Source organism: Corallococcus sp. NCSPR001, from assembly GCF_017309135.1.
Classification (GTDB): Bacteria; Myxococcota; Myxococcia; order Myxococcales; family Myxococcaceae; genus Corallococcus.
Genome location: NZ_JAFIMS010000002.1, coordinates 9,271,809 through 9,288,618, shown reverse-complemented (window position 1 = coordinate 9,288,618; position 16,810 = coordinate 9,271,809). Strand labels below are relative to the sequence as shown.

The following is a 16,810-nucleotide window of genomic DNA, read 5'->3' as shown; positions in this document are numbered from 1 at the left end:
AGAACCTTCTTCGAGCACCCGATGAATCTACCAGGAATATTGGCCATATCGCCAAGAGGCTTGGCGAATCGGTGGTTCGATTGCGCCCTTGAGCGCACCGATTCGAAGAGCATGAAGGGCGTCGGACTCTGGTCCGGCGCCCTTTTTCTTTCCCGTTAGAAGCGTCGTTACGGGGGGCTGATGCGTCCGGGGGCGCCGTTGGCGCCGGCCACGGTGTGGCAGGAGCCGCAGGATCCGGTGCCCTGCGGGGTGTTCATGGCCCACTGGGCGCCACCGTGGGTGACGCGGGCGGTGTAGGGGAGCGCGAAGCCCTTCGCGTCCTCGGCCTTGAGGAAGAAGTTGCCGGAGGCGTTGGCCGTCAGGGTGTATGCCTTCTGATTGGCGTCGGTGATGACGACCTGGGCGCCCTCCAGGCCCGCGCAGTCGTCCGCCTCGTGCGCGGTGGCCTGGACGGTCCCCGCCACCACGAACTTGGGCCCCTCGCCCCGGTCTGTATGACATTGGATGCAGTTGCCACCGGGATGCATCAGGGCGTTGCCGCTGTCGCTGCCCGTCCACTTCATGCCCGTGGAGCACTCGGAGGTGCTCACCGCTTCCAGACCGCCTCCGCCGCACCCCGTGAAGAGACCGCCCACCGCCAAACACAGAATGACTGTCTGAGAGATGCGTCGTTGCATGTGTCACCTCTGGAGAGACTGTGTTTCATTCGAGGACTTCGCGACCTCGCTGTCAACGGCACTCCAGGTATGGGGTCCCGCGAGGGGAGTACGAGCGTGTGTCCAGCCGGGCATCCAGTTCGCGATAGGGCGTGGTGGGAACGTCGTCCGCGAAGTGGTTCGTGCGCAAATCATGATGGAACGGTGAGGAACGCCTGCGCGCACGCGGACGAATACTGACTCCAGGCCAGGAGGGTGTCGATGCACGCGAGTCACTGGGTGGTCTGGGCTGTGTGCGGCGTGTCGCTGGGCTGTGCCGCGCCCCGGAGTGTTGCCTCTTCGTCGCTGTCCGCGGACCTGACCGTTGAAGCCATCGATGCCCGGATTCATGTCGTCGCTCCTGGCCCCGGAGGGGAGTGGTGGGCGATTGGGGAGGGGCCTTATGCAGTCTCCAATGCGCCCGGCATCGAAGCCTTCCGCAGCGCGGATGAAGGCAGGTCCTGGCAGCGCGCCGCGGCTCTCTCCCGGGCGCTGAACGCGGCACGAGGAGAGAAGTCCTCGAACGCCATCCGCTTCCTGACTTGGTTCACACCGGAGACAGGCATCGCGGCGGGCTCTCTTGGGCCCTGGGTCCTCCGCACCACGGATGCCGGTAGGACGTGGCGCTCGGTCCCCCTGTGGGATGAGCAATGGCTCTACACGTTGGAGCGCGCCGGTCACAGGACCTGGATATGTGGCTCCACGGGCCGGCTTCTGCGCAGCGATGATCAGGGCGCGAGTTGGCGGGAATCCACAGCTACTCCCTTCAACACTGATGACCGATGCAGGGACCTCTCCTTCATCAGTCCGGACCAGGGATGGGCCATGGGCTCGAATTCCACGCTCTGGGCCACGGAGGACGGCGGCGATACCTGGACGCCCCTGACGCCTCCCTTCCAACTGCTCCGACCCTCTGTCTTCTTCTGGGGCCATTCATCGTCCCCGGAGCTGCATGGAGTCCTGCGACTCACTCGAGACCTGGCCTGGGTCTTGGGCTCCAACGGGCTCTACAAGACGACGGACGGTGGCAGGACCTGGCAGGGGCCCTTCCCCAGTCCGCCGGACGCCCTCCGTGTCTCCGTCACACCGGATGGACGACAGGTGTTGACCCTCACGCCTCCGGAACTGCCGGTTGAACAATGGATTCCTTCCTTCTGGAAGGCCCAGGCCTTCCCTCACGACACGGTGGCTGTCCTTTCACAATCGAGCACGCTCACCACCTATGTCTCAGGCCAAATCGTTCGGGAAGGCCCGATGCTCATGCGAGGGCAGGGAAGGCTGACGCGCCTGGATGGTTCCATTCAACGGAGTGAAAGGCATTGGCTGGGATGGTCAGGGGACCAGGTCGTGGCCACCCATGACGCGGGCCAGAGCTGGTTTCGCCAAGGCAATACTTCAGGCAGGTCAATTCACACGCTGGTGTTGCTTGAGAACGGAATCCTGCTCGCGGAACTCGACGGCGGGCGGCTGCTTCGCTCGAAGGATGATGGGTGGACCTGGGCGCCCGCGGAGAGATGGGAGGCCCATGACTTCACCGTGGCCACAGGCCGGAATCCGGGAACAGAGCATCCACTCGCGTGTCTGCTGGCGACCTCGGATGCCATGCTCCAGATTGAGTTCGAGAGCCGTGGATGCTTCGGAGGTTCGACGAGTGCGCTGGAACTGCGCGTCCGGACCGAGGGGGCGCACTTGAGGGGGAGCCAGGACGGTTACCCGGATGCCATCCTCGTGGACCAGCGCATGGACCGGACCGCGGGTGAACAGCTCCTGCGCAAGCTGGTGGACGCGGCGACGCGCACCGAGCACGGCATGCGCTGTCAGTCGACCACGGCGGCCGAGGTTCGGATGACCTGGTCCTGCGGCTCCGGCCTGTTCAAGGCCTCCCAGCGGGCAAAGCTCACCGGCAGCCTGTGTTCTCCGCTGCGGCAGCGCGCCGAGGGGGCCCCCGAGCCCTACGACCGCGTCGATGGCGTCTTCGATGCCGCCCGGGACGTGCTGGAAGAGGCGGTCTCCCGACCCAGGACCGACGCGCCGGGTGCACATCCGGGCGTGACGCGATAGATGGGTGTCCCGGAGGTTCATCAACGCAATGGACGCGAACGTGGTGGCGGAGCTGGAGAAGGCGGGCGTGAAGGTGGAGGACCCCATGCGCCTGTTCATCCCCGTGGAACGGGACGAACAGGGCCAGGTGAAGCCCGTGGGCGACGAGGTGCCCGTGCGCTTCGGTGACGTCACCGCCCACGTGCGCCTGCAGCCCATCTCCGCGCTGTGGACCGGCAACAAGCAGCCCCCGGACTTCACCCGGCCCCCCTTCCCCGAGTACGAGCCGTTCTTCTTCCTCATCGAGGCCACCGCCGCCGGCTTCTGCCGCGACACGCGCCACGCGGAGGTCGACCAGGAGTTCTCCCAGCTCTACCGGCACCTCGCGCGCCGGCCGGACGGCCACCACAAGAACCCGCTCTTCTCCTACCTGCGCGCCGCCGCCCGCCTGTACCTGTCCCTGCGCGACGTCAGTCAGGCGGAGTTCGAGGCCGTCGCCCAGCGCCTCCACCAGTCCGCCAAACTGCACTCGGGCCACATCGGCAGCACGAACTACTTCCAGGCCGTGCTGCGCCAGGTGATGGGCGCCTGACGCTCCTCGGGGACTCCCACGCGGCGTTTCTGGAATAGGGTGCGCCCTCGCCCGTTCCCGGGCGCCGCCGTGGTCCCTCCCCAGGAGCAAGGATGTTCCGTCCACCGTTGTCGTGGTTCGCCTGTCTGGCCCTCCTGGGTGCGCCCCAGGCCGGGGCCCAGGCCGTCTCCGGGCCTTCCTCGAAGCCCGCCGCTGCCTCCGGCCCCGCCGCGAAGCTGGGCTCGGGCATCCAGGCCCGCACGCTGAAGAACGGGCTCACCGTCATCGTCTGGCCGGACCACGACATCCCCAACGTGGCGCTCGCCAACTGGTTCCGCGTGGGCAGCCGCAACGAGCGCCCCGGCATCACCGGCCTGTCCCACTTCTTCGAGCACATGATGTTCAACGGCGCGAAGAAGTACGGCCCCGGTGAGTTCGACCGCGTCATGGAGGCCAACGGCGGCGCCAACAACGCCTTCACCTCCGAGGACGTCACCGTCTACCTGGACTGGTTCCCCGCCTCCGCGCTGCCCCTCATCCTCGACCTGGAGCAGGACCGGCTCCAGTCGCTCTCCTTCGACCCCAAGGTCATCGAGTCCGAGCGCGGCGTCGTCTACTCCGAGCGCCGCTCGGGCGTGGACAATGACAACAACGGCGCGCTCCAGGAGCAGTTGCAGGCCACCGCCTTCGTCGCGCACCCGTACCAGATCCCCGTCATCGGCTGGCCGTCCGACATCGAGTCCTGGCGCATGGAGGACCTCCAGGCCTACTTCAAGACCTACTACGCCCCCAACAACGCCACGCTCGTCCTCGCGGGCGACCTGGATCCGGACCGCGTCTTCGAGCAGGTGGAGGCCACGCTCGGCACCATCCCCGCGCAGCCCGCGCCGGAGCCCGTGCGCACGAAGGAGCCCGAACAGCAGGGCGAGCGCCGCATCGTCGTGAAGAAGCTGGCGCAGTCCCCGCTGCTCCAGGTCGCCTACCACGGCCTCGCCGCCAACGACCCGGACATCGAGACGCTGGAGTTGCTGGGCCTCATCCTCACGTACGGCGACTCGTCGCGACTGCACCGCAAGCTGGTGGACGAAGCTCGCGTGGCCATCCGCGTCCGGAGCACCACCGCCGGGGGCTTCGACCCGTCGCTCGTCTGGTTCTCCGTGGACCTGACGCCGGGCGGCGACCTGGCGAAGACCGAGGCGCTGCTCAACGCGGAGCTGGCCCGCGTGGTGAAGGACGGCGTCACCGACGCGGAGCTGCGCAAGGCGCGCAACGTGGCGCTGGCCACCTTCTGGCGCAAGCTGGAGACCAACAGCGGCCGCGCCCGCGAGCTGGGCAACGCCGCCACCTTCCGGGGAGACTGGAAGGCCCTGTTCGACGCGCCCTCGCGCTACGAGCAGGTCACCCGCGACGGCGTGAAGGCGCTGGCCGCCCGCATCTTCAACCCCGACCACCGCACCGTGGGCTGGCTCGTCCCCACCACGGCTCCCGCCGCCCCGGCCCACAAGGAGGCCGCGCGATGAACGCTCCCTTCCGTCCCCGCCCGCTGCGCTCCGCCCTCGCCGCGCTGCTGTTCACCTCCGCGTGCGCGACCACGCCCGCGCCCGCTCCCGCCGCCGAGCCCACGCCGCCTCCTTCCGCGCCGGAAGCCCCGGCCCCGCCCGCGCCCGCCGCCCCGCTGTCCCCGAAGGGCGTGACGCTGCCGGAGACGACCTCCGTCACGCTGAAGAACGGCGTGCGGTTGCTGCTCGTGGAGAAGCACGAGCTGCCGCTGGTGTCCTTCAGCGCGTGGCTCAAGGGCGGCGCCGTCACCGACCCCGCCGGCAAGGAGGGCCTGGCCGCGCTCACCGCCGAGCTGCTCCAGAAGGGCGCGGGCTCCCGCAACGCCCAGCAGTTCGCCGACGCCGTGGACGGCGTGGGCGGCGAGCTGGAGGTCGTGCCCGCCCGCGAGGCGCTCGTCCTCAACGGCAGCTTCCAGTCCCGCGACACCGCGCTGATGGTGGAGCTGCTGTCGGACATGCTCGTGCGCCCGCGCTTCGACGCGCAGGAGCTGGAGAAGGCCCGCGCGCTGCGCGTCTCCGAAATCGCCTCCGCCAAGGACGGCGACCCGCGCGCGCTCATCGGCGTGTACTTCAATGCCTTCCACTTCCCCTCGCACCCGTACGGCGGATCCGCGGTGGGCAGTGAGGCGTCGCTGCCGGGCATCAGCCGGAGTGATGTGCTCGGCTGGGCGAAGGCGAACCTGGGCGGGGACCGGCTCATCCTCTCCGTCGTGGGCGACTTCGACGCGAAGCAGCTCGCCGCGAAGCTGGAGTCCGCGCTGGGCGGATGGGCCCCGGCGGCGCAGCCGCTCGCCTCGGTGCCCACCACCGCGCCCACGAAGGGCCGCCACGTGCTGCTGGTGGACAAGCCCGACGCCACCCAGACCTACTTCGCCATCGGCAACACCGGCATCCGCCGCACCGACCCGGACCGCGTCGTGGCGGAGCTGGGCAACACCGTGCTGGGCGGCCGCTTCACCTCGCTGCTCAACACCGAGCTGCGCGTGAAGACCGGCCTCACCTACGGTGCGCGCTCCTCGCTGGCCCTGGCCCTCCAGCCCGGCACCGTCGTCCTCACGTCCTATACCCAGACGGCTTCCACGGGCCGTGCCATCGACCTCGCACTGGACGTGCTCGCGCGCTACCGCCAGGACGGCATGGACGACGCCATGCTGGCCTCCGCCAAGGCCTATGTGCTGGGGCAGTTCCCGCCGACGCTGGAGACCGGCGAGCAGCTGGCCATGAAGCTGTCGGAGCTGGCCTTCTACGGCCTGGACGCACAGGACGTGAACGGGTTCGCGGATGCTGTGTCCGCGTCCACCCGCGACAGCGTGCACACCGTGCTCCAGCGCGTCCTGCCCGCCCAGGAGGACCTGACGTTCGTCCTCATTGGCAAGGCGGAGGCCCTGCGCGACGTGGCCCGCAAGTACGGTCCCGTCACGGAGATGAAGATCTCCGACAAGCGCTTCGCCCCGCCGGCCGCGCCGGGCCGTTAAAGGCAGAGGGAGGTGGGCGCAAACCTTGAATCGCGCCCACCGGAATTATCCCCCAAAAATTAAATAGCCAGGAAATCAGACGCTTCGCGTATAGAAGGCAGCGTCTGGTTTGGGCCGGGACCGGACGGTTATTGCCATTGCCTGTCACGAAGGCCCATCATGTCCTTGCGACGTCTGTCGTTGTTGCTCGTCCCCACCTGCGCGGCCTGGCTGGGCTGCGGGGATGCCGTGCCTCCCTCCGAGGAGGTGAACCCTCCCGAAATCGCCACGGACCCCCGCGAGGGGACGGCGGTCATCATCAACGAGGACATGCCGCCGGGCTGTGGTGAGCCCGATGCGGGCACCGGCCCGGTGGACACGGGCACGTCCGTGCTGGTGACGGCGGACACGCGGTTCCACTCCGCCGCCGGGGTGACGGTCGTTCCCCAGAACCTGGCCGGCAGCGACCTGGAGATATTGGTCCCCAACGGCGTCGACTTCGACCGGTACACCGGCACGCCGGTGGCCGGGGGCATGCGCTTCGACAACGTTCCGGACGGCGAGTACTTCCTGCGCTCGAACCGGCACTACTTCCTGACGCGCGAGCGCCACTTCGACCTGGGCGTCAACCGCATCGGCCGGCCGGACGCCGTCTATGTGCCTGTCACCGGGAACCCTGTGTCGGCGGAGCTCTTCAACCTGGATCCCTGGCAGAACTACACGTCCATCTCCGAGCCGGGCACCACCGTGCAGCTCATCAGCGCGGACGTGAACCTCTACAGCACGATGTTTCTGGAGGCCCAGACCGGTGACACGTCCATCGTCGAACCGGACGCCTCCGCGAGCTTCAGCACCGGCTACGGAGCGCCTGTCCTGGATGCGTCGAAGGGCGACCGCATCTACGTGAACCAGCTCAACTCCGTGCAGGCCGGCACGCTGCCGAGCGGCGGGACGCTGGCGTACCAGTCCGTGGTGAGCAGCGCGCACCTGCCGTCGTTCTCGTTCACGCCGGACGGCACCACCTCGCTGCCGCTGACGGCCACGTTGGCGCCCGTGACGCAGACGCCGTTCTCCATGGAATGGCGCCTGAGCGAGTTCGCCCGTTGGAGCTCGGACGCGAACCCCAGCGGCATCCTCAGCAATCCCTCGCTGTCACTGGTGCCCGCGCCGTTCGGCTACCAGCACGGCTGGGTGGGCTACCAGGGAGAGCTCTTCAACATGTGGCTGCCGCGCGGCGAGACTGGCGTCATCGCGAGCCGGCTCGCCTACGGCAATCCCTATCCGTCCAACTGGGGCGTGGTGGGCACCGCCGGCTATGCGTTCCGGTCCGCGACGTCCGTCACCGTGGGGAGCCGGATCCACTACCCCAGCGGCAACATCTTCGTCACCGACCGGCTGGACCGCCTCATCGCCGGTCCCCTCCAGCCCTCCCTTTCGCCGCCGCGGGACCTGCGCATCGACGGCGTGGATGCCTATGTGTCGCGCGTCGTGGGCTCCAACCAGCCCGTCATCGACTGGCGGGCCCCCGTCATGGGCACGCCCCGGCACTACACCGTGTCCGTCATCCAGCTGATTGGCACCTACACGGTGGCCAACCCGACGTTCCGCTTCTACGTGCCCGGCGACCGGACCCAGGTCCGCCTGCCGCCGGGCCTGCTGCTGCCCGGGACGACCTACTATGTGCGCGTGGCGGCGGACGGCTCGCCGAACTACGAGCCCTCGCGTGCCCCGTACGTCACCGCGGAGCTGCTGCCCACCGTCACCGCGGACACGTTCAGCGCCGTCTTCACCACGCCGTAGCCCCGGCGTGGCGGCCCGCTACCGCGCAGGCTGGCGGTGGCGGGCCATGCACTGCTGGTAGCGGGCGTCCACCGACTTCGCGAACCACGCGGTGGAGCGCTGCCCGCTCAGCTTCACGCTCTTGAGCGTCACCTGGGGCAGTTGGGCGTAGGCGGGCGCCTGGCCCGTGCGGTTCGCGTACACGCGCTTCACCGCCAGGTACGTGTCCGTCTTCTCGAAGTCCGCCGTCTTCTCCTCCTTCACGTCCCGGCGCACCCGGCGCTCGCTCAGGTCCGGCGCGTAGCGCTGACGGAAGAGGAGCAGCGCCTTGAGGCTCTGGCTGTCCTCGCCGCGCGGCTCACCGTCCTTGTCATACAACTGGAGGTCGCCGTCGGTCGCCAGGGCGACCCCGGTGAGCCGACTGACCTGGGCCTGGAGCGCCGCGTTGCGCGAGCTGTAGACGCCGCTGTTGTAGTCCGCGAAGCGGTAGAGCGGTGCGTCGTACGCGGCCTCGAAGCCCAGGAGCCGGGCGGTGCCGTAGCGCACGCCGCCCGCGCGCGTGTAGAGCGACTCGCGCACCGCCACCGGATCCGCGTCCGGGCCCGCCTTCTCCACCGCGTAGCGCACGCTGACCTGCATGGAGCCCGCGGTGGTGACGGGGTTCTGCCCCGCGAACGAGGACGGACCGAACAGCGAGCTGGCCAGGTCCGCGGCCGCGTACGCCGCCGGGTACTCCTCTTCGTAGTACGCCAGCATGTCCCGGAAGAGCCGGTCCAGGTCCCGCTCCGTGCGCAGGGTGTCCAGCCGCGCCCCGAAGGTGCGCTTCGCCCCCTTCGGCTGCGCCGCCAGGACGTCCGCCAGGAGCCGCCGCCCCAGGGGACCCAGCCGTCCCGCCGTGCCGTCCAGCTTCTGACGCACCATCTTGGGCAGCCCCGGCACCGCGGGGTCCGCCTGGAAGCCGGACTCCTGCTCGATGATGGCCAGCACCTGACACACCTCCGGTGCCGCGGCGGGGATCGACTCCGCGTCCAGGGCCGCCAGCACGTCGCCCGCCCAGCCCTCGCGCTCCGCCCCCTTCACCTTCGCGGGCAGCAGTCGCGCCACCTGCGCCACCGACAACGTGGGCGGCGCGGGCACCTGCGTCACCACCGGCGCGCGGGACGCGCAGGCCGTGAGCGCCAGCAGCACCCCCACGCACAGCCCTCCAGTCCACCGGCGCCCGGCGCCCCGCGTCATGTCAGCCCCCTGATTCATCCTTCCGCCCGTCTCATGAAACATTTTTTGAGACATCCCGGGGACAGGTCCGTTCCCTCGGGAGAGCCGGTGAAGAGCTGCAAAGTCGTTGAAATTTTACAGAACAGCAATTCAGGCTTTCTCTGCTTGGTCGGACGGGCTGGCGAAAGTAGCTAAACGTACTTTCGCCAAAAAGTAGTTGCTCTGATGATTTCAAGTGTGTCACGTATCATCCCGCTGTTTCTTCATGGAGGTATCGCGTTGGCTCATCGACTGTTGAAGACGATTGGCGCGGCCTGGCTCGGCGTGGCTCTGACGGCGTGCGGTACGCAGGGTTCCACGGGTGACGAGGCCCAGGCGCCTGAGCAGGGGCGGTCGGGCGAGGACATCCAGAGCACGCTGAACGCGCTCAACGGCGCGCAGGTGCTCGGCGTGCACGCGGACGGCATCCCGGACAGCATCCGGGGCGAGCTGGGCCGGGTGGAGTGGACGCTGAACACGCTGGACGCGAGCCGCCAGGCCATCGCGGGCGTGGCCCCGGCGTTCCGGCTGAACGCGGACGACATGGTGCTGCGCAAGTCGAGCACCGACGAGCAGGGCAACCAGCACCTGCGCTTCACGCAGACGAAGAACGGCCTGGAGGTCGTCGGCGGTGAGCTGGTGGTGCACGTGCGTCCGGACGGCACGGTGTTCCGCGCCAACGGCTCCGCGCGCGACGGCCTGAACGTGTCGGCGCTGCCGCGCATCGCGGCCGCTTCCGCGCGCGAGGCCGCGCTGAGCGCGACGGTGGGCACGGGCCTGGAGGCCCAGGGTGCTCCCCGCCTGGTGTACGTGCGCACCGAGGAAGGCGCGCTGCGCCTGGCGTACGAAGTGACGGTGACGGGTGAGAACGACCTGATGCCGCTGCGCGACCGCGTCTACGTGAGCGCCCAGGACGGCTCCGTCGTGCTGCGCGCCCCGCAGATCCACTCCGCGCTCAACCGCAAGGTCTACAGCGCGAACAACGGCACCAGCACCCCGGGCACGCTCAAGCGCAGCGAGGGCGGCGCGGCCACCGGTGACTCGCATGTCGACATGAACTACGACATGCTGGGCTACACCTACAACTGCTACAAGACGCTGTTCAACCGCGACTCGCTGAACAACGCGGGCACGGCGCTCATCAGCACGGTGCACTACAGCCGCAACTACGTGAACGCCTACTGGGACGGCACCCAGATGGTGTACGGCGACGGCGACGGCGTGAACTCCATCGAGCTGGGCAAGGACGCGGACGTCACCGTCCACGAGCTGACCCACGCCGTGACGGAGTACGAGTCCAACCTCACGTACTCCGGCCAGTCCGGCGGCCTCAACGAGGCGATGTCCGACACGTTCGGCGCCATCTGCGAGAGCTGGGCCTCCGGCACGTGGAGCACCGCGGCGGACATCTGGATGGTGGGCGAGGACGTCTGGACGCCGGGCACGGCGAACGACGCGCTCCGCTACATGGACGACCCGGCGAAGGACGGCGCGTCCAAGGACTGGGCGGCCAACGTGACGTCCGGCACGGACGTGCACTACAGCTCTGGCGTGCCGAACCTGGCGTTCGCGCTGCTCTCCAAGGGTGGCACGCACCCGCGCGGCCGCAGCAGCATCGTCGTGCCGGCCATCGGCGTCGAGAAGGCCGGCCGCATCTGGTACAAGGCCAACACCGACATCTACACGGCGGGCACGACGTTCGCGCAGGCCAAGACCTGGACCATCCAGGCCGCCGCGGACCTGGGCTACGACCAGGCCACGCAGGACGCGGTGAAGGCCGCCTGGGAAGCGGTGGGCGTGGGTGGCACTGTGACGCCCCCGACCTCCACCCCGCTGACCAACGGCACGGCGGTGACCGTGGCCGACTCCACGGGCAACAACAAGTACTTCTCGCTGGTGGTCCCCTCGGGCGCCACGGCCCTGACGTTCACCATCTCCGGTGGCACGGGTGACGCGGACCTGTACGTGAAGTTCGGCTCGGTGCCGGACGCGTCCACCTACGACTGCCGTCCGTACGCCGGTGGCAACTCGGAGACGTGCACCATCACCAACATCCAGGCGGGCACCTACTACGTGATGCTGAACGCCTACGCCACGTACTCGGGCGTGTCGCTGAAGGGCTCCTACACCACCGGCGGTGGCAGCGGCGGCAACGTGCTGCAGAACAACGTCCCGGTGACGGGCATCTCCGGCGCCTCCGGCTCGTTCACCAACGAGTGGATCACCGTGGACGTGCCGGCGAACAAGACGGTCACCATCGCCACCTCCGGCGGTACGGGTGACGGCGACCTGCACGTGAAGTTCGGCTCCTCGCCGACGACCACGTCCTACGACTGCCGTCCCTACAAGTCCGGCAACGCGGAGACGTGCACCATCACCAAGGCGACCGCGGGCAAGTACTACGTGAAGATCCGCGGCTACAGCGCCTACTCGGGCGTGACGCTCAAGGCGAGCTGGTAGTCGCATCCGCATCCATCCCGGCTCCCTTCGCGTGAAGGGAGCGCGGGACGAAGACAGGCACCCGGGGAGCCCTCAAGGCTTCCCGGGTGTCGTCGTTTCAGGTGTTGGAAGGAGCGAGCGGGCTAGCGCCGCACCTGCACGTCGCGCGCGACGGTGCGGCCGCCCATGAGGACGAACTGGGCGCGCACCGGGGTGCCCTCCTGGATTTCCTTGAGGGGCACGCGCTGGCCCTGGCGCAGGCCGCGGCTGCGCTGGTCGAGCTGGAGCTCGTAGACGGTGCCTTCACCGTCGCGCACGTGCAGGGTGTTCCTGCCCACGCGCGTCACCCGGCCGCTCACCGTGCTGGACGCGATGATGACCTGCTCCAGCGGACGGTTGGCGGAGGTGTCCGTCACCGCCGCCTGCGCCGCCTTGGCCGCGCCCTCGTACCAGGACTCGTCGTCACTGGCCTGCACGGCCTGGGCGCCAATCATCACGCGGCCCTCGGCGGGCGCCTGCGTTACGGGCGCGCCGTCCGGGGTGGCCTGGGCCTGCCGCCGGGCGTTCGCGTTCGCCGGGGCGGCCTGCGGGGGCCGCTGCTGCGCATTCGCCTGTGGGGCATTCGGGTTCGCCTGGGTGTCCTGGCGGGCCGGAGCCCGCGCCGTGGTGCCCTGCGCGGGTTCATTGACGCGGGGGCCTGGCAGCGGCCGGGCACCGGGCGGAGGCGGCGCCGTGTCTGGAGGCACCCGCGCGTTCGCCGTGGGCAGCGCGTCGCCGCTGGGGGCGCGGTCGCCGTCCACCGTGTTTTGCGCCAGCGCGGGCGTGGCCGGCACCAGCAGTCCGCCGCTCGCGGAGTCCCGGGACTGCATCGTCGCCGGGGCCGTTGGCACCGCGTCCACGGTGTCATGCTGCTGACAGCCGGAAGCGAGCGAGCACAGCCCCACCATCCCCAACCACATCCAACGTCCACCCATCCGCCAACCCTCCCGCAGGCGAACCTGCGGACGACCCCCTGCCGTTGCAAGCGTCCAACGTGCGGCGGGGTGTTGGCTTCTGGATGGCGGAGGCCTATGCGGGGAACGTGGCGGCCACGGCGCGCACGTGCTCGCGCACCAGCGCCCTGGCGGCGAGCAGCTCCGCCGCGTCCGAGGGCGTGTAGCCCAGGCACAGCACCACGTCGTCCTCGGGGGCGGCGCGCGTGCCCAGCGCCGCGTAGTCGAGCGAGCGCGGGGTGGGTTCACCTTCCGCGTCATGGATGAAGCGGCCGAACACGGTGGCCTGTCCGTCGCGGCCGGGCGCCGTCTCCTTCAGGGCGAAGAGGCGGCGCACGGCGGCGAGCGACTCGGGGCACTCGCGCAGGCGGTCCGGGGACGCGGGGCCTCCCAGCTCCCACTCGAGGAGCTTCAGGCAGCCGCGCACGAACTCCACGTCGGTGATGACGAGCCCGTACAGGTACCAGTCCGCGCACGCGGCCTGGACCAGGCGCGCCTGGGCGTCGGTGAGCCAGCCGAAGGACGGACAGGTGAACGTCTCACAGATGGTGGCGCGGTAGACGCCGCAGTCGCGCAGGTCCGTGCCTCCCGTCACCAGCGGGTGGCCCAGGCAGCCCACGCGCTGGTGCTCCGCGTCCAGGAAGCCCAGCAGGGGACACACCCGCACGATGGGGAAGAGCGCGGGGGCGTTCCGGTTCGCGGTGAGCTCTCGCGCGGCCTCGGCGTAGGCCTCGGGCGTGTGGGGCGTGCGGGAGAGCCGCTCCGTCTGCGTGGTGAGCCTGCGGGTCAGCGCCGCGCGCGAGTGGTCCCGGAAGTTGTAGAGGCCGCAGCAGGCGCCGCATGACGCGCCCGCGCCGGGCTGGCACAGGTGGAAGGAGACGGACATGTCAGAACCAGTCCGGGCGCATGCGCGCGTAGGAGTCCTCGCCCGTGCGGCACAGGTGGGCGAGCAGCGGCACGCGCGGCACCTCCACCGCGAACCAGTACTGCGCGGTGGCGAGCTTCCCCTCGTAGAAGGCGGTGTCCTCCGGCGAGGGCGCGCGAGAGAGGCCCTCCTTCGCGGCGGCTGCCTGCGCGAGCCAGCGCCACGCCACGGCCACCACGCTGAAGAGCTCCAGGAAGTCCGTGCTGTGGCGGAGCATCACGTCCACTTCGCCCGCCATGCCGCGCGCGCCCAGCTCCAGCGTGAGGGACGCGGCCTGCTGGAGCGCGTCCTCCAGGGCCTCGCTCCACGCGGGCTCCACGCCCGCCGCGCGGGCGCGGGCGGTGGTGGCGCGCACCTCCTCGTCGAGCGCCTGGAGCGCGGCGCCGCCCTCCGCCACCGCCTTGCGGCCGAGCAGGTCCAGGCCCTGGATGCCGGTGGTGCCCTCGTGGATGCTGTTGAGCTTCTGGTCGCGCAGCCACGCCTCCGGGAGGTACTCGCTGGAGTAGCCGTAGCCGCCGTGGATCTGGAGCGCGAGCGCGTTGGATTCGAAGCCCCTCTCCGCGGGGAACGTCTTGGCGATGGGCGTGAGCAGGTCCAACAGCAACTGCGCGCGCTTGCGCGTGGCTTCATCCGGGGCGTGGTGGGAGAGGTCCGCCTGCGTGGAGGTGGTGAGCAGCAGCGCGAGGCCGCCCTCCACGATGGCCTTCTGGCGCAGCAGCATGCGCCGCACGTCCGCGTGCTCGATGATGGGGGACTGGGCGCGCGTGGTGTCGCGGAGGCCGGCGGGGCGTCCCTGGGGGCGCTCTCGCGCGTAGGCGAGCGACTCCTGGTAGGCGACGGCGGCGGTGGAGACGCCGTTGAGGCCCACCATGATGCGCGCCTCGTTCATCATCTGGAACATGCACGCGAGCCCGCGTCCGGGCTGGCCCACGAGCCAGCCGTGACAGTCCTGGGCTTCGCCGAAGTTGAGGACGAGGCTGGGCAGGCCGCGCCAGCCAATCTTGTGGATGACGCCGGCCACCTGGACGTCGTTGGGGACGAAGGTGTCCCCCTGGGGCCTCTTCGCGGGCACGGCGAAGAGGGACACGCCGCGCGTGCCGCCCTCCGCGCCCTCGATGCGGGCGAGGGTGAGGTGCACGACGTTGTCGGTGAAGTCCTGGTCGCCGCCGCTGATGAAGATCTTCGAGCCCTGGAGCCGGTAGGAGCCGTCCGGCGCGGGCGTGGCGCGCGTCTTCACGTCCGCGAGGCTGCTGCCGGCCTGGGGCTCGGTGAGGGCCATGGTGCCGGTCCACTCGCCGCGGTACAGCCGGGCCATGAAGGTCTCGCGCAGGAAGGGCGTGCCGAAGACCTCCAGCAGGTGCGCGGCGCCAATCGTGAGGCCCAGGTAGCCATAGGCGCTGAGGTTGGCGGCCATGAGGTAGGCGCTGGCCACGGCGTGCACGGTGAGCGGGAGCTGCTGGCCGCCGACGTCGGGAGGGCGGGTGGCGGTGAGCAGGCCCAGGTCGACCATGCCGGCGTAGAGCGAGCGCATGGCCGGGTGGACGCGCACGCGGCCGTGCTCGAAGACGGGCGGGGCGGCGTCCATGGGCCGGTAGGTGGGGGCGAGCACCTCGCGGGCGAAGCGGCGGGTGCTGTCCAGCAGGAGCGCGAAGGTGTCGCGCGAGTGCTCCTGGAAGGCGGGTAGCGCGCAGAGGGCGGCGGTGTCCAGCGCCTCGTAGAGCTGGAAGTCCACGTCGCGATCCGACAGCAGGGGGTTGGGGCGGGGCACGCTCATGCCCTGGTTCCCTACCAGGACGCGATGGGGTCGTCGAAGTCGTCGTGCGGCGGGCGCTCACCTCCGGACGCGGGGGGCGCGGCGTCCGGGCGCGGGGCGGGCGGGGGCTTGGGCTTCCAGGGAGGGGTTGGGGGGCTGGGGCGTTGGATGCCGGTGGTGTCTGGCATTGGCGCACCTCCATGTGGGGTGTCGCGGCTCTCTGGCAAAGGTGCGTCCCATGTCTGTCCATTGCCAGGCGGGGGGCCCCGGGGTCGCGGACGCGGGTTAGGGGCGGACAGGGAGACAAGGTCCCGCAGGGCGTGTCGGCCCGGGCCTGCGGGAGGGGCGGGCGCGACGCACCGTTGGAGGTGGAGGTGGTTCAGATGCTCATCGTCGGCGCGTTGGTGGTGGGAATCCTGGTGATGATGCTGGTGATAGGTGGGGTCATCGTGGGGGGATTGCTCGCGCACAAGAACGCGCGCGAGGACGACGCGCGGTGGGCCAGGGAGGACGCGGAGCGCGCGGCATCACGTCGCGAGCCCCTGCACGCGTGAAAGCGTGAGGTGCTTTCCTCGCGTGGATGCGAGGATGCCGCACCGTGCGATTCGCGCTGCTGTCATGGCTGGGGTTTCTGGTGGGGTGCGCTGCCTCGGCGCCTGCTCCCACCTCGTTCGCGGACGCGAAGACCGGTCGCGGCCCCTGGGCGGAAGTGCCCGCGGTCGAGATGCCCGCAGGGGACAACTCCATCCCCATCGGCCTGATACGGGATGTGGCGGACGCCTTCCTCAAGCGTCCAGGTGCTCGAACGTGCGACCCCGCGACGCTGCGGCCCATCCAGGGGTTGTCCACGGAGTACTGCGCGACCGTCTATGTCGCGGGCGGGCGAGAGGCCTTGTCCTGGCGCGTGTCCGAGCCGGTTCGCGGAAGCCACAGTCGCTGCTCCGCGCCTCAGCAGGTCCAGGATGCGGACAACCCGGCCTCGCAGGTCTGGGTGGTCGGGTTCATCCACAATCATCCGTGTGGCAGCCCTCCCTCGTCGGTGGACCTCATGGCCTGGCCTACGGATGCGATTGATCCGCTGACGGCCATGGCGGTGGTTCGCCTCGTCCCTGGCAATCCCGCGCCCGCCCTCTTCAAGAACGTGGCAATCGAGATGGCCTCCGCCCTGGTCGCGGAGCGCATGGACGGCTCCCGGGTCTACCTGCGCTATTTTCCCACGGGCGAGGTCGAACAATGGAGTGAACGGCGGCGAATGTGGATTCTCCTGGGCACCTGCTCTCCGACACAGAGCCACCTGGGGGCGGTGCCCCGGTGCACGAATGGGTCGTTGCGGCTGCTGCGTGAATAGG

14 protein-coding genes are annotated in these 16,810 nt (G+C 69.8%); 8 read left to right on the top strand and 6 right to left on the bottom strand.

The window, feature by feature from the left end; genetic code table 11:
* Positions 1 to 167: 167 nt before the first annotated feature.
* Positions 168 to 590, bottom strand: a complete 423-nt coding sequence (locus JYJ93_RS39400) for a hypothetical protein (protein WP_206799970.1) — start codon at positions 588 to 590, stop codon at positions 168 to 170.
* A 327-nt stretch (positions 591 to 917) separates the two neighbouring features.
* Here JYJ93_RS39400 and JYJ93_RS39395 point away from each other — a divergent pair, with 327 nt between their 5' ends.
* The 5 genes from JYJ93_RS39395 (at position 918) to JYJ93_RS39375 (ending at position 8,119) form a co-directional block, all read left to right on the top strand.
* Positions 918 to 2,756: a hypothetical protein gene (locus JYJ93_RS39395; RefSeq protein WP_206799968.1), complete on the top strand. Its 1,839-nt coding sequence runs from the start codon at positions 918 to 920 to the stop codon at positions 2,754 to 2,756.
* A gap of 28 nt (positions 2,757 to 2,784) precedes the next feature.
* Positions 2,785 to 3,327: a hypothetical protein gene (locus tag JYJ93_RS39390; protein WP_206799966.1), complete on the top strand. Its 543-nt coding sequence runs from the start codon at positions 2,785 to 2,787 to the stop codon at positions 3,325 to 3,327.
* Between the two features lie 92 nt (positions 3,328 to 3,419).
* On the top strand, positions 3,420 to 4,826 hold the full coding sequence (locus JYJ93_RS39385; protein ID WP_206799965.1) for a pitrilysin family protein: 1,407 nt from the start codon (positions 3,420 to 3,422) through the stop codon (positions 4,824 to 4,826).
* Positions 4,823 to 6,340 (top strand): pitrilysin family protein, encoded by a 1,518-nt coding sequence (locus JYJ93_RS39380; protein WP_242544106.1) that lies wholly within the window; start codon positions 4,823 to 4,825, stop codon positions 6,338 to 6,340. Before JYJ93_RS39385 ends, JYJ93_RS39380 begins: the two co-directional genes overlap by 4 nt.
* A 159-nt stretch (positions 6,341 to 6,499) precedes the next feature.
* The gene (locus tag JYJ93_RS39375) at positions 6,500 to 8,119 is read left to right on the top strand and encodes a fibronectin type III domain-containing protein (RefSeq protein WP_206799964.1); all 1,620 of its coding nucleotides are present in this window, start codon (positions 6,500 to 6,502) and stop codon (positions 8,117 to 8,119) included.
* Positions 8,120 to 8,137: 18 nt separating this feature from the next.
* On the opposite strand, the gene JYJ93_RS39370 is transcribed toward JYJ93_RS39375, so the two are convergent.
* A complete protein-coding gene (locus tag JYJ93_RS39370; protein ID WP_206799963.1) occupies positions 8,138 to 9,334 on the bottom strand; it encodes a DUF1615 domain-containing protein in 1,197 nt (398 codons plus the stop codon).
* A 258-nt stretch (positions 9,335 to 9,592) separates the two neighbouring features.
* Here JYJ93_RS39370 and JYJ93_RS39365 point away from each other — a divergent pair, with 258 nt between their 5' ends.
* Positions 9,593 to 11,812: a M4 family metallopeptidase gene (locus JYJ93_RS39365; RefSeq protein ID WP_206799962.1), complete on the top strand. Its 2,220-nt coding sequence runs from the start codon at positions 9,593 to 9,595 to the stop codon at positions 11,810 to 11,812.
* A 122-nt stretch (positions 11,813 to 11,934) separates the two neighbouring features.
* Here JYJ93_RS39365 and JYJ93_RS39360 read toward each other — a convergent pair whose 3' ends face one another.
* The 4 genes from JYJ93_RS39360 to JYJ93_RS39345 all read right to left on the bottom strand — a co-directional run bounded on the left by JYJ93_RS39360 (position 11,935) and on the right by JYJ93_RS39345 (position 15,649).
* Entirely contained in the window at positions 11,935 to 12,765 is an 831-nt protein-coding gene (locus tag JYJ93_RS39360; RefSeq protein WP_242544105.1) for a hypothetical protein, read from the bottom strand.
* 94 nt (positions 12,766 to 12,859) lie between these two features.
* Positions 12,860 to 13,669: a hypothetical protein gene (locus tag JYJ93_RS39355; RefSeq protein ID WP_206799961.1), complete on the bottom strand. Its 810-nt coding sequence runs from the start codon at positions 13,667 to 13,669 to the stop codon at positions 12,860 to 12,862.
* A gap of 1 nt (position 13,670) precedes the next feature.
* Positions 13,671 to 15,482, bottom strand: a complete 1,812-nt coding sequence (locus tag JYJ93_RS39350; protein WP_206799960.1) for an acyl-CoA dehydrogenase — start codon at positions 15,480 to 15,482, stop codon at positions 13,671 to 13,673.
* 11 nt (positions 15,483 to 15,493) lie between these two features.
* Positions 15,494 to 15,649 carry a hypothetical protein gene (locus JYJ93_RS39345; protein ID WP_206799959.1) on the bottom strand — a complete coding sequence of 52 codons (156 nt, stop codon included), beginning with the start codon at positions 15,647 to 15,649 and terminating at the stop codon, positions 15,494 to 15,496.
* Positions 15,650 to 15,844: 195 nt separating this feature from the next.
* Between JYJ93_RS39345 and JYJ93_RS39340 the strand changes: the two genes are divergently transcribed.
* On the top strand, positions 15,845 to 16,015 hold the full coding sequence (locus JYJ93_RS39340) for a hypothetical protein (protein WP_206799958.1): 171 nt from the start codon (positions 15,845 to 15,847) through the stop codon (positions 16,013 to 16,015).
* Positions 16,016 to 16,059: 44 nt separating this feature from the next.
* Positions 16,060 to 16,809, top strand: a complete 750-nt coding sequence (locus tag JYJ93_RS39335) for a hypothetical protein (RefSeq protein WP_269012961.1) — start codon at positions 16,060 to 16,062, stop codon at positions 16,807 to 16,809.
* The last annotated feature ends 1 nt before the right edge of the window (position 16,810 follow it).

Excerpts from the sequence above, each read along its gene's own strand:
- JYJ93_RS39380 (WP_242544106.1), top strand. The coding sequence starts at position 4,823 with ATGAACGCTCCCTTCCGTCCCCGCCCGCTGCGCTCCGCCCTCGCCGCG.
- JYJ93_RS39360 (WP_242544105.1), bottom strand. The coding sequence starts at position 12,765 with ATGGGTGGACGTTGGATGTGGTTGGGGATGGTGGGGCTGTGCTCGCTC.
- JYJ93_RS39390 (WP_206799966.1), top strand. The coding sequence starts at position 2,785 with ATGGACGCGAACGTGGTGGCGGAGCTGGAGAAGGCGGGCGTGAAGGTG.
- JYJ93_RS39355 (WP_206799961.1), bottom strand. The coding sequence starts at position 13,669 with ATGTCCGTCTCCTTCCACCTGTGCCAGCCCGGCGCGGGCGCGTCATGC.
- JYJ93_RS39375 (WP_206799964.1), top strand. The coding sequence starts at position 6,500 with ATGTCCTTGCGACGTCTGTCGTTGTTGCTCGTCCCCACCTGCGCGGCC.
- JYJ93_RS39340 (WP_206799958.1), top strand. The coding sequence starts at position 15,845 with ATGCTCATCGTCGGCGCGTTGGTGGTGGGAATCCTGGTGATGATGCTG.
- JYJ93_RS39370 (WP_206799963.1), bottom strand. The coding sequence starts at position 9,334 with ATGACGCGGGGCGCCGGGCGCCGGTGGACTGGAGGGCTGTGCGTGGGG.
- JYJ93_RS39345 (WP_206799959.1), bottom strand. The coding sequence starts at position 15,649 with ATGCCAGACACCACCGGCATCCAACGCCCCAGCCCCCCAACCCCTCCC.
- JYJ93_RS39350 (WP_206799960.1), bottom strand. The coding sequence starts at position 15,482 with ATGAGCGTGCCCCGCCCCAACCCCCTGCTGTCGGATCGCGACGTGGAC.
- JYJ93_RS39395 (WP_206799968.1), top strand. The coding sequence starts at position 918 with ATGCACGCGAGTCACTGGGTGGTCTGGGCTGTGTGCGGCGTGTCGCTG.
- JYJ93_RS39385 (WP_206799965.1), top strand. The coding sequence starts at position 3,420 with ATGTTCCGTCCACCGTTGTCGTGGTTCGCCTGTCTGGCCCTCCTGGGT.